This window comes from Corallococcus exiguus, from assembly GCF_009909105.1.
Lineage (GTDB): Bacteria > Myxococcota > Myxococcia > Myxococcales > Myxococcaceae > Corallococcus > Corallococcus exiguus.
The window spans coordinates 493,028-508,320 of sequence record NZ_JAAAPK010000004.1 but is presented as its reverse complement, the minus strand read 5'-3'; the positions used below and the strand labels follow the sequence as shown (position 1 = coordinate 508,320).

At 69.8% G+C, this 15,293-nt stretch carries 8 protein-coding genes; 5 read left to right on the top strand and 3 right to left on the bottom strand.

What is annotated here, in order from left to right; genetic code table 11:
* The first annotated feature begins 128 nt into the window (after positions 1 to 128).
* Positions 129 to 899, top strand: a complete 771-nt coding sequence (locus GTZ93_RS18185; RefSeq protein WP_139920253.1) for a putative periplasmic lipoprotein — start codon at positions 129 to 131, stop codon at positions 897 to 899.
* A gap of 27 nt (positions 900 to 926) precedes the next feature.
* On the opposite strand, the gene uvrA is transcribed toward GTZ93_RS18185, so the two are convergent.
* From uvrA to GTZ93_RS18170, 3 genes are all read right to left on the bottom strand, one after another.
* Entirely contained in the window at positions 927 to 3,470 is a 2,544-nt protein-coding gene (uvrA, locus tag GTZ93_RS18180) for an excinuclease ABC subunit UvrA (protein ID WP_139920251.1), read from the bottom strand.
* A 119-nt stretch (positions 3,471 to 3,589) separates the two neighbouring features.
* The gene (locus GTZ93_RS18175; RefSeq protein ID WP_139920249.1) at positions 3,590 to 4,705 is read right to left on the bottom strand and encodes a serine hydrolase domain-containing protein; all 1,116 of its coding nucleotides are present in this window, start codon (positions 4,703 to 4,705) and stop codon (positions 3,590 to 3,592) included.
* A 68-nt stretch (positions 4,706 to 4,773) separates the two neighbouring features.
* Positions 4,774 to 5,205 carry a YciI family protein gene (locus GTZ93_RS18170; RefSeq protein ID WP_120595156.1) on the bottom strand — a complete coding sequence of 144 codons (432 nt, stop codon included), beginning with the start codon at positions 5,203 to 5,205 and terminating at the stop codon, positions 4,774 to 4,776.
* A gap of 234 nt (positions 5,206 to 5,439) precedes the next feature.
* On the opposite strand from GTZ93_RS18170, the gene GTZ93_RS18165 reads away from it, so the two are divergent.
* The 4 genes from GTZ93_RS18165 to GTZ93_RS18150 all read left to right on the top strand — a co-directional run bounded on the left by GTZ93_RS18165 (position 5,440) and on the right by GTZ93_RS18150 (position 15,289).
* On the top strand, positions 5,440 to 5,937 hold the full coding sequence (locus GTZ93_RS18165) for a hypothetical protein (RefSeq protein WP_257979340.1): 498 nt from the start codon (positions 5,440 to 5,442) through the stop codon (positions 5,935 to 5,937).
* A gap of 90 nt (positions 5,938 to 6,027) precedes the next feature.
* Positions 6,028 to 7,503: an SDR family oxidoreductase gene (locus GTZ93_RS18160; protein WP_139920245.1), complete on the top strand. Its 1,476-nt coding sequence runs from the start codon at positions 6,028 to 6,030 to the stop codon at positions 7,501 to 7,503.
* Positions 7,504 to 7,529: 26 nt separating this feature from the next.
* Positions 7,530 to 14,189: a type I polyketide synthase gene (locus GTZ93_RS18155; protein WP_161662894.1), complete on the top strand. Its 6,660-nt coding sequence runs from the start codon at positions 7,530 to 7,532 to the stop codon at positions 14,187 to 14,189.
* 26 nt (positions 14,190 to 14,215) lie between these two features.
* A complete protein-coding gene (locus GTZ93_RS18150) occupies positions 14,216 to 15,289 on the top strand; it encodes a fatty acid desaturase family protein (RefSeq protein ID WP_139914874.1) in 1,074 nt (357 codons plus the stop codon).
* Positions 15,290 to 15,293 lie beyond the last annotated feature (4 nt).

Genomic DNA, 15,293 nt, shown 5'->3' with positions numbered 1-15,293 from the left:
CCCCGGCCCGTGGCCGTTTTTCGCGGCCGGACTCCTTTCCTTCAGCGGAAGGGATGACGGGCGGACATCGCACGGCCGGTGCGAGTCCACGGGCCCGTCATCCCCCACGGAACCAGGAGACACACGTCATGCGTCGTTTCATCGGTCTGTTCGCGTCCCTCATGTGGCTGTCCGCGTGCGGCAACAGCACGTCCTCGGTGGGGTTGAGCACGCGGATGGGGAGCGCGGTCACGGGCTCGGCCCTGACGCGCACGTCCAGCCAGCGGCTGGCGCTCTCCAATGGCATCACCGTAGAGCGCGTGCGGCTGTCGGTGCGCGAGCTGGAGCTCAAGCGCGAAGGCCACCATGACGACCGCTCCGACGACGACTCCGACGCCGGGAGCGATGACGACAAGTCCGAGTTCAAGCAGCGCACGGGGCCCTTCCTCATCGACCTGTCCGGCACGGCGCTGGACGGCCAGATGGTGCGCCTGCAGGACATCTCCGTGGACGTCGGCACCTACGACGAGATCGAATTCGACATCGGCAAGGTCGACCCCGCGACCGCCCCGACCGCGTTGAAGGAGCTGGCTGAGCAGGGCGCGTCCCTCATCATCGACGGCCACATCGACGGCGAGCCCTTCCAGTTCGTCTCCAGCCTCCGCGTGGAGCAGGAGCGCGAGGTGAGCTTCGAAATCGCCGAGGGCGACGACCAGAACGTGACCTTCAACATCGACCCGAGCGGCTGGTTCACCGACAAGGACGGCAAGCGCCTTGACCCGCGCGAGTCCAGCGCCCGGTCGCAGCTGGAGAACAACCTCCAGAAGTCCATCGACGCGTTCGACGACCACGACCGCAACGGCGGCGAGGACGACGACGACCACGACCGTCACGGCGGCCGGAGCGGCGGCGAGGACTGAACCCATCCCCGCCGTCCCACCGCTCCGTCACCCGAGCGTTCGCGCCAGGTACGGAGCGGTGCGGCTCTCCTTCACCTTCGCCACCTGCTCCGGCGTGCCCTGCGCCACCACGCGGCCTCCGGCGTTGCCCGCGCCGGGCCCCACGTCGATGACGTGGTCGCTGGCGGCGACGACGCGCAGGTCGTGCTCCACGACGATGACCGTGTTGCCCGCATCCACCAGTCCTTCCAGCTGCGTCATCAGCTTGTCCACGTCCGCCGGGTGCAGGCCCGTGGTGGGTTCGTCCAGCACGTAGAGCGTGTCGCCGTGTTGGGTGCGCTGCAGCTCCGTGGCCAGCTTGATGCGCTGGGCTTCACCTCCGGAGAGCTCCGTCGCGGGCTGGCCCAGGCGCAGGTAGCCCAGGCCCACGTCGCGCAGCACCTTGAGCGCTCGCTGGAGCGGCGGCTCCTCGGTGAAGAAGTCTAAGGCGCCGTCCACCGTCAGCCCCAGCACGTCCGCGATGTTCTTCTCGCGGTAGCGCACCTCCAGCGTCTTCGCGTTGTAGCGGGTGCCGTGGCACGTGGGGCACGGCGCGTACACGCTGGGCAGGAAGAGCAGCTCCACGCTCACGAAGCCCTCGCCCTCGCACGTGTCGCAGCGGCCTCCCGCCGTGTTGAAGGAGAAGCGCCCCGCTCCGTACTTGCGCGACTTCGAAAGGGGCGTCGCCGCGAACAGCTTGCGCACGTGGTCGAAGAGGCCCGTGTACGTCGCCAGGTTGGAGCGCGGCGTGCGGCCGATGGGCTTCTGGTCCACCGTCACCAGCCGGCGGATGGCATCCATCCCTTCCTTGATATGTCCCTCGCTCGCCATCACCGGCTCGCGGTCCAGCGGCTCGCCCTCCTCCTCTTCCGGCGCAAGCGTCTGGCCCAGTCTTCCCGCCACCAGTTCCACCAGCGCCTGGCTCACCAGGCTGGACTTGCCGGAGCCAGACACGCCCGTCACCGTGGTGAAGACGCCCAGGGGGAAGTCCACGTCCAGGCCGCGCAGGTTGTTGCGCCTCACGCCTTCCAGGCGCAGCCGCCCCGTGGGCTTCCGGGGTTCGCGGCGGCGCAGGGCCTCCTCCTCGAAGAGGTAGCGCCGCGTCCGGGACGCCTCCACCTTCGCCAGTCCCTCCGGCACCCCGCTGTAGAGCACGCGTCCGCCGTGCTCACCGGCGGCGGGGCCCACGTCGACGATCCAATCCGCGTGGCGGATGACGTCCACCTCGTGCTCCACCACGAACAGCGAGTTGCCCGCCTCCTTCAGCCGATCCAACGCCGTGAGCAGCGACTCCGTGTCCGCGGGGTGCAGGCCGGCGGACGGTTCGTCCATCACGTACACCACGCCGAAGAGGTTGGAGCGCACCTGCGTGGCCAGCCGCAGCCGCTGCAACTCACCCGGTGACAGCGTGGGCGTGCTGCGCTCCAGCGACAGGTAGCCCAGGCCCAGGTCCGTCAGCACCTGGATGCGCGCGAGCAGGTCCTTGGTGATGCGCTGGGCGACGATGAGCTTCTCCGGGTGTTCGCGGGCCATGACGTCCGCGTCCTTCCCCTTCCCTTCCGCCGTGGGTTTGATCAGCTCCGCGACCTGCTCCAGCGGCATGCGGGACAGCTCGCCGATGTCGCGGCCCGCGAACGTCACCGACAGGGACTCGCGCTTCAGGCGCTTGCCCTCGCACAGCGAGCAGTCGCTGGCGACCATGTACCGGGCGACGCGCTTCTTCATCATCGCGCTCTGCGTTGTCGCGAAGGTGGTCATCACGTAGCGCTTCGCGCCCGTGAAGGTGCCCATGTAGCTGGGGGTCTCCTTGCGGGCCATGGCCCGCTTTACCTCCGCGGAGGTGAAGCCCGCGTAGACGGGGACCGTGGGCTGCTCGTCGGTGAAGAGGATCCACTGGCGGTCCTTCTTCGGCAGGTCGCGCCAGGGCTTGTCGATGTCGTACCCGAGCGTCACCAGGATGTCGCGCAGGTTCTGGCCATGCCACGCGGGCGGCCATGCGGCGACGGCGCGCTCGCGGATGCTCAAGGAGTCATCCGGCACCATGGAGCGCTCGGTGACCTCGAACACGCGGCCGATGCCGTGGCACTTGGGGCACGCACCCGCGGGTGTGTTCGGGGAGAACGCATCCGAGTCCAGCCGCTCCAGCTTCGGCGGGTAGTTGCCCGCGCGCGAGTACAGCATGCGCACGGAGTTCGACAGGGTCGTCACGCTGCCCACCGACGAGCGCGATGTCGGCGCGCCCCGGTGCTGCTGGAGCGCCACCGCCGGGGGCAGCCCGTCGATGGAGTCCACTTCCGGCACGCCCACCTGATCAATCAGGCGCCGGGCGTACGGGGCCACGGATTCGAAGTAGCGCCGCTGCGCCTCCGCGTAGAGCGTCCCGAACGCCAGCGACGACTTGCCGGAGCCGGACACGCCGGTGAAGACCACCAGCGCGTCGCGAGGGATGTCCACGTCCACGTGCTTCAGGTTGTGTTCGCGGGCGCCCCGAACGCGGACGAAGCCGGAGGGGTCGGGAGGCTTGCGGGTGCGAGGTGCTTTCGGAGTGGCCATGCCGGGGCGGACGTTGCCCACCCGTCAGCGCGCGGTCATCCAAGAAGCGAACCGCCTCGTCGGAATCCAGATGAGTTCCGGACCTCCACAGTCTGGCGGAGGACACGAGACCTGGCGGCTCAGCCGCCCCGAGCCCCCGGCCGCTCCAGCCCGAGCGCCGCCGGCAGCACGTACTGTCCGAACAGGGCCAGGGGGAGCGCCGAGCCCGCATCATTATAGTAGCTGCCGGTGAAGGCCGCGGTGACGCCCAGCGAAGGGGCGACGAAGACGTACTGCCCGCCATTGCCCCGCGCGAAGGACACCTCCACCGGCGTGCCCTGGATGACGAAGCGGGCGCTCCACCACAGGAGCCCGTAGTTCGCGTCGCCCAGCGGCCCCAGCGCCTTGCCGGACTCCGCCACCCACGCCTCGGAGACGCGGCGCTCGCCCTGCCACACGCCGCCGTCGAGCATGAGCTGCCCCACCTTGAGGAAGTCGCGCGGACGCAGGCGCAGGTGGCCTCCAGTGTCCGTGCCCTTCTTGCCCGCGGGCTGCCAGGTGACGTCCTGGACCTGCATCGGCGTGAACAGCCACTCGCGCGACAGGTCCGTGATGGAGCGTCCGCTGACGTGCTCCAGCACGGCGCCCAGCAGCACCACGCCGCCCGTGCAGTAGCGCGTCACGGTGCCGGGCTCGTCCCGCATGGGCACGTCCACGATGAAGCGGGCCCAGTCATCCGTGTCGTACATCCGCTCTTCGTTGCCGGGGGACTCGGGGTCCCAGTCGTCGCACGACAGCCCGGAGCGCATCTGGAGCAGGTGGCGCAGCGTGATGCGCTCCTTGCGCGGATCCGCGTTCTTCACCGGCGCCAGGTGCGGCAGGAGCGGGAGCACGGGCGCGTCCAGGTCCGGCAGCAGGCCGCGCTCGTGCGCCATGCCCACCAGCAGCGACGTGACGCTCTTCGTGGCGGACCTCAGGTCGTGCGCCTTCTCCCGCGTGAAGTCGTTCCAGTAGCGCTCGTAAACGAGCTGGCCCCCGCGCGCGACGAGCACCGCGTCCGGCGCCTCCACCGTGCCTTCGGACACGTCGTGCTCCAGCGCGTCGAACCACGGGCGCTGAATGCCAGTGTCCTCGAAGGAGGCCACGGCCCAGCCGTCATCGAGCCGGGCCGGAGGCGAGCCCGGCCCCGTGGGCATCCGCTTGCCTCCGCACGCCATGAGACACACCGCGCACAGCAGCACCATCCGCTGGAACATCGCTGCACCTGCCTTCGCTCCGGCCCTGGAAGCGCGGCAGCCTATGTCACGCGGAGGCGCCATCGCGACTAGCGGATGTTCTTCGCGGCCTGCTCGCGGATGCGCGCTTCCTGCTCTCGCAGCTCGGGCGTGAACTCGGCGCCGAAGTCGTCGTCCTCGAAGACCTGCCGCAGCTCCAGCTCCACGTTGCCGCCCGCGTCCATGGACGGCCAGCGCTTGAGCCACTCCAGGGCCTCCGCCCGCGACTTCACCTGGATGAGGGTGAAGCCGGCGATGAGCTCCTTCGTCTCCGTGAAGGGACCGTCGACGATGGCCGGTTTGCCGTTCGTGAACTTCACGCGGGCGCCCTTGCTGCTGGGGTGCAGGCCCTCGCCCTGGAGCATCACGCCCGCCTTCACCATCTCCTCGTTGTAGGCGCCCATGGCGGCCAGCAGCTTCTCGTCCGGGAGCACGCCGGCTTCCGTGTCCTTGTCCGCCCTGCGGATGATCATGAAGCGCACAATCGTGTCTCCTGCCGCGCGCCGTCGGGCCGCGGGGGGTGTTCTTCTGTTGCCTTCAGGGACGCAACGAATGGGGCTGGGGGAAATCGACACGGCCTTTTTATTTTCCCACCGCGACTTCCAAACCCTCGCAATCACGGGACTTCCCATGTCCCGGCCGCGAATGTGACAGTGCCCCCCATGCACGCGGGCGTGACATCCACCGGCACGAAGCCCTTTCCGGCCAGCGGTCTCATGCACCCCGTGGTCCTGGTGGCCGTGGTGCTGCTCGTGCTGAACGACCACGTGTTCAAGGCGCGCTGGCCGTCGTGGTGGACGGGGAAGCTCTCCGACGTCGCCGGGCTCGCGATGTTCCCGGTGCTCCTCCAGGCGCTGTGGGAGCAGGCGTTCCAGCGGCGAGCACGGGAATTCCGTCCGTCGTTCCCGGTGCTCGTGGGAGCGGTCGTGCTGACGGGGCTGTGCTTCGGCGCGACGAAGATTTCCTCGGACGCCGGGGATGCGTGGCGCTGGGCGCTGGGCGCGCTGCAGTGGCCCTTCTACGCGCTGCGCGCATGGCTCGGGGGAGCGCGCATTCCCGCGGTCCGTCCCACGGTGCACACGGTGGACATCACGGATCTGCTCACGCTGCCGTCGCTGATCATTCCCCTGTGGCTGGGATGGCGACGTGCTCGCGTGGCTCGCGAACAGGGCGTGCGTATTCCCGCGCACGAGGAGTCTTCGCTGCCTCCTTGATTGCTGCGAGCTGTGCACGTCGCTTCGCGGCACGTGTCAGACCCCCAATTACAGTCGGCCCCGTCACGCATTGAACCGACAGGGGCCATCATGTCCGCGCGTTCTTCTCAATCCCATACATCCACGCCTTCAAACATCCTGGAGCAGGTGCGGCAGTGCGCCGCGTCCGTCACGCGGTATCCGCTCGACATCCTGACGGAGCATGCGCAGCTCGAGGACGAACTGGGCATCGACTCCGTGAAGCTCGCGGAGATCGCCGCGGTCATCGCGCGTGAGTTCCAGCTGCCGCCGGACCGGCTGCCGCGAAACGGGAAGGCGCGCACGCTCGGCGCCATCGCCGGGGCGGTGACGGAGGCGCTGGGCACGGAGCCCGGACCATCGCTCCATGTCGCCACGTCCGTAGTCCCCGCTGTCGTCGAAGCGAAGGCGAGCATCGGTGATGCGAAGGCGGGCGCCGGTGCTCTGGCCACGCAGGACCTCCTGCCCCGCGTGCGCGCCGTGTTCGCGCGGGTGACGCGCTACCCAGAGGAGTTGCTCACGCCGCACGCGGATCTGGAGGACGAGCTGGGCATCGACTCCGTGAAGCAGGCGGAGGTGATGGCCGTGCTCATGAAGGAACTGGGGCTGAGCGACGCGCCGAAGCCCTCGCAGCGCCTGCGCACCATGGCCGCCATCGCCGACGCGGCCCGTGCGCTGCTGCCGGCCGCGCCGCCCGCCGTGGAAGCCAGGCCTCGCGCTCCCGTCCACTTGGCGCCCACGCCTGTTCCGTCGCGCACGGAGCTGCCGTTCGAGGGGAAGGTCGCGCTCGTCACGGGTTCGGGGAAGGGCATCGGCCGGGTCATCGCGACGCGGCTGGCTCGCGCGGGCGCGACGGTGGTCGTCAACTCGTTCCACTCCCGTGAGGACGGAGAGAAGACGGCGCGGGACATCGTCGACGCGGGTGGCAAGGCGGTCCACCTGTGGGGCTCCGTCGCGCAGGAGGATCACCTGGAGCGGATGTTCGCGGCGATCCGCGAGCAGTTGGGTGGGCTCGATCTGCTCGTGTGCAACGCGTCCAACGGGCTCATCGGTCCGTTCGACAGCATCGCGCCCCGGGATTGGGACAAGGCGTTCCGCACCTGCATCACCGGCACCTACGAGTGCGCGATGCGCGCCCGTCCGCTGATGGCCGCGCGTGGGGGCGGGAGCATCGTCACCATGTCCACGTCCATGTCGCAGCGGTACATGCACGACCTGGGTTGCCAGGGCGTGGTGAAGGCGGGCGTGGAGTCCCTCACGCGTTACCTGGCCGCGGAGCTGGCGCCAGAGGGCATCCGCACCAACTGCGTGTCCGCGGGCCCCGTGCACGGTGACCTGCTGGGGATGTTCCCGGACGCGCCGGAGCGCGTGGCGCGATGGGAGTCCGCGACGCCCGGTGGACGGCTGTGCACCGCGGACGACGTCGCGGATGTGACCGAGCTGCTGCTCGGGCCGAAGACGCAGCGAGTGAATGGCGCCATCTGGGTGGTGGACGCCGGCCTCTCCGGAACCGTGGACGGCCTGCTGCCGGCCGCGCGCGCGTCCTGACCCCCTCACCTCCAGGAGCCATCACCATGGACTTCTTCGCTGTCCCGTACGACATCCACTTCGACGACACGATGGCCTACGGGAGCCATCACTTCCTCACCAACTTCAAGTTCCAGTGCGCCGGCCGGGAGCACCTGCTCTTCAGCCCGCACGCCTTCGAAGAGCCCGACTTCCGGCGCGACTTCGACCAGGTGCTCCTGCTCACCTACGAGGGCTATTCGCGCAACCTCGCCCCGGCGGCGCTGGGGGACCGGCTGATCATCCTGACGTCACTGGAGGAGCGCGGCGAGGTGTCCCTGCGCTTCTGCTTCCGCACGTTGAAGAGCGACGGCACGCCGGTGGCCTGCGGCTACCAGACCGTGCTCTGCGCGGACCGGCAGGGAACGCTGCGCGCGTTTCCGGAGTCATTCCAGCGCAGCTTCGAATCGCTGGCGGCACTACATGAACCGACGGGCCCGAAGAGCTTCCGCGACCTCGCCTTGCAGGGAGGTGGAGGCGTGCAGGCCTTGTTCCCGGAGGCCGTGCGAGCACTGGCGCGGACGCTGCTGGCGGACACCGCTCCACGCGGCGTCTCGCGGATGGTCCGCATTCCCGAGTCGGTGCCCGCGCCCGGCCTTCAGCTGCCAGCCAACGCCACCGCCTTCCTGTTCGCGGGACAGGGCACGTTCGAGCCCGCCCTCTTCCTTCAGTTGAAGGCGCTCCAGCCGGATCTGCGTGATGAGCTGCTGGCGGTGAAGGAGGCCTGCCGCTCGCAGGGCATCGACGTGGGCCCGCTGCTCGCGGCGGAGGACGTCGCACAGGTGGGCCGGGCGTTGGACGCGGCGCCGCTGTTGGATCAACTCGGCATCTTCCTGTCCGGGGTGCTGGGGGCGCGGTGGATGGAGCGTCAGGGAACCCGGCCGGATGTGTTCGTGGGGCACAGCTTCGGGGAGATCGCGGCGATGACCGCGGCCGGAGCCATGGACCTGCGCACGGGCGCGGAGGTGGTGTGCCGTCGCATCCGAGCGCTCCAGACCGTGCCGGAGGATCTGGGCACGCTCGCGGCGGTCGCCCTGTCTGAGGCGGAGACCGTCCAGGCCGTGGCGGAGAGTGGAGCCAGGTCGCTGGAGATCGCGGGCCGCAATCATTCGCGGCAGACCGTGGTCGCGGGGGCTCGTGAGGAACTGGAGCGGTTGCGCGCGTTCCTGGAGCGGCAGGGCAAGGGCTTCACGTTCATCTCCAGCCGCTACCCGTTCCACCACCCGAGCCTGGCGCCCGCGGTCACCGCGTTCCGCGCGAGCCTCGCGGACCTGGCCGTGCATCCGGCGCGAGGGCCCATTTATTCGCCCATCGAGCGGCGGATTTACGGACGTGACGGGTCCGAGCTGGCGGGGGCGCTCGCGTCCCACCTGGTGCGTCCCTTCGACTTCCCAGGCGCGGTGGAGACGTTGGTGGACGCGGGCTGCACGCGGTTCGTGGACTGCGGCACGGGGGGACGGCTGACGCGCATCGTCCAGCGGATCCTTCCCAAGGACACCTCCGTGGCGATGACGTCCGTGGACCGTTCGCGGCCCGTGGGTCCTCCGGCCGTGACGCCTGTCGCTCGGGATGCAGCGCCCGTGGTTCCGGCCATCGCGGTGGTGTCGTTGGGCTGCATGCTTCCTGGCGGCGCGAAGGATCCGGAGACGTACTGGCGGAACATCCAGCGGGGAATCAGCGGCATCGTCGACACGGGTGTGAGCCATCCGGACCAGGTCGTGGATTTCGTGGGTCCTGCGGTGACTCCGGACCGCACGTACACGCTGCTCACCGGACGGGTCCTGGACAGCGACCTCGTTCCGCCTCCGGGAATCACGCCGGACCGATTCCAGCGCTATGGCCGTGAGCAGCGGTTGCTGGCCATCGCGCTCAGTCAGGCGATGGAGTCCTTGCGGTCCACCGCGCCGCGCGCGCCTGGGCGCATCCAGTGCCTGCTCGGATCCACCGCGGACGGTTCGCCCGAGTACGACGACGCGCTGTGCGTGGAAGCGGGAGAGGCCCTGCTGCGTGCTCGTGGAGAGACGGCACGGGAGTTCTCCGCGCTGATGCGTGAGGCGCTGGGTGTCACCGCGACGTCCTCCGAACTGGCGCCGCACCCCACCCTCCAGTCGGTGGTGACGGACGTGGTGGGTCCAAGCGTGTCCACGATGCTGTTGGACGCGGCGTGTGCCTCTTCGCTCTACGCCATCGCGCTGGGGATGAAGGCACTGGAGCGCGGCGAGGCCGACCTTGTGCTCGCTGGAGGAGTGTTCTCTCCGGGACCGGGCAACAGCTGCCTGTTCTCCCAGTTCAAGGGGCTCTCCGCGACGGGGAGCCGGCCGTTCGACGAGCGCGCGGATGGCGTCATCTTCGGCGAGGGCGCGGGAGTAGTCGGCCTGATGCGTCTGGAGGATGCAGTCTCCGCGGGGCTGAAGGTCCGCGCGGTCATCCGCGGCGCGGGGCTGTCCAGCGACGGACGCAGCAGCTCCGCCAACGTCCCGCGAGCGGACGGACAGGTGGCCGCGATGGAGGCGTGCTACGCGGCGGCGGGCGTTGAACCGGCGTCCATCCAGTACATCGAGGCGCACGGAACGGCCACGCCGGCTGGAGACACCACCGAGTTGCAGTCGATTGGCCGTGTCTTCGGAGGCAAGCGGAAGGGCCTCCAGCTCGCCAGCGTGAAGGCGTTGATCGGCCATGTCGGGTGGGCCGCGGGTGCGGCATCGGTCATCAAGCTGTGCAAGGCGCTGGAGCACCGAAGCTTCCCGCCGCAGTCCCACTTCGACCGTCCAGGTGCGGGGCTGCGAGCGCTCGGGCCGGACTTCGAGGTGAGCACGCGGGAGCAGCCGTGGCCGGAGAACGGAGACCATCCGCGCCGTGCGGCCACGAACGGCTTCGGCTTCGGCGGCACGAACGCGCACCTGGTGTTGGAGGAGTACCAGGGAGGCCCGCTCGCGCCGCGCGCCAAGTCCACGCAGCTTCCGAGCGAAGAACTGGTGGTGGTGGCCGCGGAGGGAATGTTCCCGGAGGCGCGATTCGACGCCAAGGGGATGCGTCTGCCCGCATCCGTGCGGCTGCTGCCGGACATCACCGAGGACATGGACCTCACGCAGCACCTGGGGCTCATCGTCGCGAGCGACGTCGTGAAGAAGCTCGGGGCGTTCGATTCGCTGCGGACGGGGACGGCCATCGTCCTGGGGTTGGAGGGCAAGACGCGCCGGGGCGTGGAGGCCACGCAGCGAGTGCTGGCGGACTCCACTCGGCGAAGGCTGCGTGAGCACATCCAGCGAGCGCCGGACTCCACGCGGCTCCTGCCGCTGGTGGACCGGCTCCATGCGGCGGTGGGCGCGCTGCGGCCGTCCGGTCCGTACACGCTCCAGGGGATGATGCCCAACGTCACGCCGGGGCGGGTGGCAGGGGTGCTCGACACCAAGGGACCGAACTTCGTGGTGGACGCGGGGGCCGGCACGCTGGCCGCGTCACTGCGCGCTTCACGGGCCTTGTTGGACAGCGGCTTCGAACTGGTGCTCGTGGGCAGCGCTCACGTGAAGAGGCCCGGAGAAGGCGCCGCTGTGTCCGCGCCTGAAGAGGGCATGACGATGCTGGCGGTGACCACGGCCGCGAAGGCTGAAGCGCGGGGCTTGAAGCCGCTGTGCCACGTGCGGCTGTTCGAAGAGGCGGGCTCCGGCGCAGGGCCGGGCGTCACGTTGCCGCCGCACTCCGCTCGGGAAGCACAAGACGTGCTGAGCGCGGTGCGGGCCGCCACCGAAGGAGAGGCCATCACGCTGCGCTTCCATCCGGATGCCGCGACCGGCACACGGCTGATGCTCCAGCTTCAACCAGGCCTCAACGCCCGGTCTGGAGCACCGGAGGAACAAGCGGTGGCGGCAGGATCTCCGTCCGCGGAGCGCCACGGTCTGGAGACGTCCGCCAGGCCCTCGGACATGACCACCATCTCTGATGCTGAGAATCGAGAACTCCGACGGAACGCCCCGTCGGCGGCGGACCGCACAAACCTGTCCGACAGTCGGACAGGTTTGGACAGCCCGGTCGGCCGGGAGGGGCTCCCCCTTCAGCCGGGCGGCGAAAACCTGTCGGACAGTCGGACAGGTTTGGGCCGCACCGGGCCGGAGGTGGGCAGCATGGGTGTCCGCGTGTCTGGCGCTCCGTTTGCACCAGGAACCACCGCACCGGTCGCCGCATCCGCCACTTCCATCCCGGAGGCATCCGACGGCTTCGACCACTCGGCGCCCATCCGCTACCACGCGCCAGTGCTGGTCGAGCGTCCGGCCCTGACGACCGGAGCGTCGCAGCTGCGTGGCCGGCGAGTGCTGTTCATCGCTCAAGACGAGGCCGTGGCCCGGGAGCTCTCGGCCCAGGCACACGACATCTGCGGCCCTGAGTTCCGCATCCTCCACTCGGGCGCCTCCGATGAGGGAGCGCGGATCCACGGCATCGACCTGACACGGGAGGAGACCGCGGAGGCGAACCTGGCTGCGCTCGGCTTCGAGCCACAGGTCATCATCTCGGTGTGCCGCATGTCCTCAGAGGAGAGCGAGTCCTCCGTCGTCGCGGACACGGCCCTGCGCCATGAGGCGCTGGAGTTGCTCTTCCTGTCCGCTCGTCGCGCTTATGAGGGACTGTCCGCTGGCACCGTGACGCTGGCGAGTCTGTGCATCGGCGGCGTCGGTGCACGCCGGACGCTGCACCCCGTCACCGGCCTCTTCGCCGGCCTGCTCAAGTCCCTGGGCCGCGAGGTCCCGGCGCGTGGCATCCGTGCCATCGCCACGGGTCCGCTTCCGCTTCGCACGGCGCTCGACCATGTCGCTGCCGAGCTGGGCACCGGTGACGACACCGCGCCCGTGGAGGTCTGCTTCGACGGATCCGTTCGATGCGTCCGGCTGCTCCAGCCCACGGACGTCCCGGCACGGCCCGCCGTCACGCTCGACTCCAACTCGGTGGTCCTGCTGACGGGCGGTGGACGTGGCGTGACGGCCGTCCTCGCCGGAGCGCTGCTCAAGCGGTACGGATGCAAGGTCGTCCTCCTGGGCCGCAGCGATCCTTCCGACGCTCCCGCACGCGTGCTCCAGGCGCGCGACGAGGAACTGGGCGCCGTGGAGCGCGAGTTCTACGCCTCGGAGCTCGCCCGTGACAGCACGGTGCGCATGCCCGCGCTGCGAGCACGCTTCGAGCGCCACCTGGCCGTGCGTGAGCTGCGGGCCACGCTCGACGGACTCATGCGGCTTCCCGGCCAGATGACCTACCGCGCCTCGGACGTCACCCGCCCCGAGGACGTGGACCGCGTGGTGGAGGAGCTGCTCCGTGAACACGGACGGCTCGACCTGGTGGTCCATGGCGCGGGCACGCAGGTCTCCAAGAAGCTCCACCGCCGTCGGCTCACGGAGCTTCGGAGCACGCTGGACACCAAGCTGCTGGGACTGCGCAACCTGCGCGAGTCCTGCGCACGCCGTCTCCCCGCCCCTGTTCCATTCCACGTCCTGACATCCGCGTTCAGCTACATCGGCAATGACGGACAGGCGGACTACGGCGCGGCGAACGAAGCGCTGGACCGGCTCTGCGCCTGGGTCAGCGACTCACGCCAGGACGTGCAGTGGTGCAGCGTGGGCTGGCTCGCCTGGGACGGCATCGGCATGACGCGCGGATCTGAGTACCGCGTGCTCGGAGCCAGCCGCCGGCTGCGCGGCATCCGCGCCGACGAGGGCGAGGCGCTCTTCCTCCAACTGGTGGACGGCCAGCCCGTCCAACCCATCAACGTCCAGCTCACCGAGAGCGAGCGCGGCTTCTACGGCCTGGAGGTGATCGCCCCGCCCGCGCCCACCCCAGAACCTCCGCGCCCCACACGAAGGGACCTCACGGTCGACGCGGCGAGCGTCCCGTGCCTGGAGGACCACCTCGTCCGAGGCACGCCCACCCTGCCCGGCGCCTGGGCCCTGGACCTGATGTTCCAGGCGGCCCTGGACGACACGCGCCCCGAGCTGCGCACCGTCACCATCGAGGACGTGCGGTTCTCCCGCTTCATCCGCGTGAAGCCCGGAGGCCAGCAGGCCCTGCGCGCCGAGTGCACTCCACTCACCGATGCCCCGGGCCAGCACAGCGTGCAGGTGAAACTCACGGGCGACATCGTCCATGCCTCCGGCGTGGTGCTGGAGCGTGACCTTGTCTACGCCGAGGCCCGGTTCACGCTGACGGCGGAACCGCCCCGGTCCCCACACCGACTGGAGGCCGCCCACGCCTCGGGCCAGGGCATGGCCGTGCACGACCCGCACTGCGCCACGGGCTCCCCCATCGAGCTGCGCAGGATGTTCGACTGCCTGGAGGAGATCCGCCTGGAGGAAGACGCCCGCTTCGCGCGGCTCGGGCTGCCGGAAGTGCCACGGCAAGCGGGCCACGGCGTGCCGGCGCTCGTGCTGGACGCGGCCCTGCGCCTGAGCGCGATGCACGTGGAGGGCGTGTCGAATGACGTGTTCGCTCCCGTGGGCGTCCAGCGGGCCACGTTCGACCGGGACCTGGTCGCGCACGACGCCAGGGCTCCTCGCCGGCTCACGCTGAAGTCGCTCGCGCCTCGCGTGGAGGGCGACCTGCTCCAGTGCGGCACCGTGGCGGCCCATGACGAAGCCGGCCGACTTCGGATGCTCATTGAAGGCGGCATCGCCCGCCCCATGGCTTGAACCTCATTCCCGCTCAGGCAACAGCCATGAACGACTTCTCTTCGTCCAGTCCCCTGCCCCCGGATGACGCCAAACGGCTCCGCTCGGAGTTGCGCCGCGTGCTGCCCCCGGAGGCCTTCGAACGACAACCCCTGCGCGGCATCGTCGCGCTCTGCCTGGTGCCCGTGGAGGCGGCGCTCATCTGGGTGCTCGGAACCTGGACGCTGCCCCACTGGGCATGTCTGATCATCGCCTTCGCGCTGGGACAGCTCGTCACCGCCGTGGGGCTCGCCGCGCATGAAGCCCTGCACCACTCGGTGTTCCACAGCCGCAAGTGGGAGAGCCTGCTGGGCTGGGTGGGCTTCGCGCCCTTCCTGGTGACACCGGGCAACTGGAGGGCCTGGCACGTCCAGGCCCACCACAGCGCCGCCAACGTCCTCGTGAGGGATCCGGACATCCTCCCGCGCAGGACGGACTGGCACACCCAGGGGTTCGCGAAGCTGTTCCACGCCATGTCCCCCGGGTCCGGACACTGGCTGAGCTTCATCAGCTTCAGCGTCTTCTTCACCGCGCAGGGCCAGGCCTTCCTCTGGCACCACTGCCGGCTGCCCGCGTTCCAGCACGTGCACCTGCACCGGGCCCGGGAGCGCGTGCTCACGGTGTTCGTCACAGCCGGTTGGGTGGCGCTCGGGTGGGTCCTGGGGCCCCGCGCGGCGTTCTACGCGCTGGTGCTCCCGCTGCTCATTGGGAACGTCTCGCTGATGATCTACATCGCCACCAACCACTGGATGCAGCCCGCGGCGGAGGAGACGGACAACCCCTTCGTGAACACCGCCAGCGTGGAGACCCACCCGCTGATGAACTGGATGCACTTCAACTTCAGCTACCACCAGGAGCACCACATCTTCCCGGCGCAGAGCCCGAAGTACGCCCCGCTCCTGCGCAAGCACCTGCGGGAGCTGAGCCCCAAGTCCTCCATCGTCTACCCGCACCTGCATGCCCTGCGCACGCTGTACCGGCGCCCGGCGCTCTACTCCGCGGATGGCCAGTCGCTGATGGGCCGGGACGGCACGGGAGAGGTGAGCACCACGGAGCTGCGCCGTCGGCTCGAAGCCACCTGAGCGG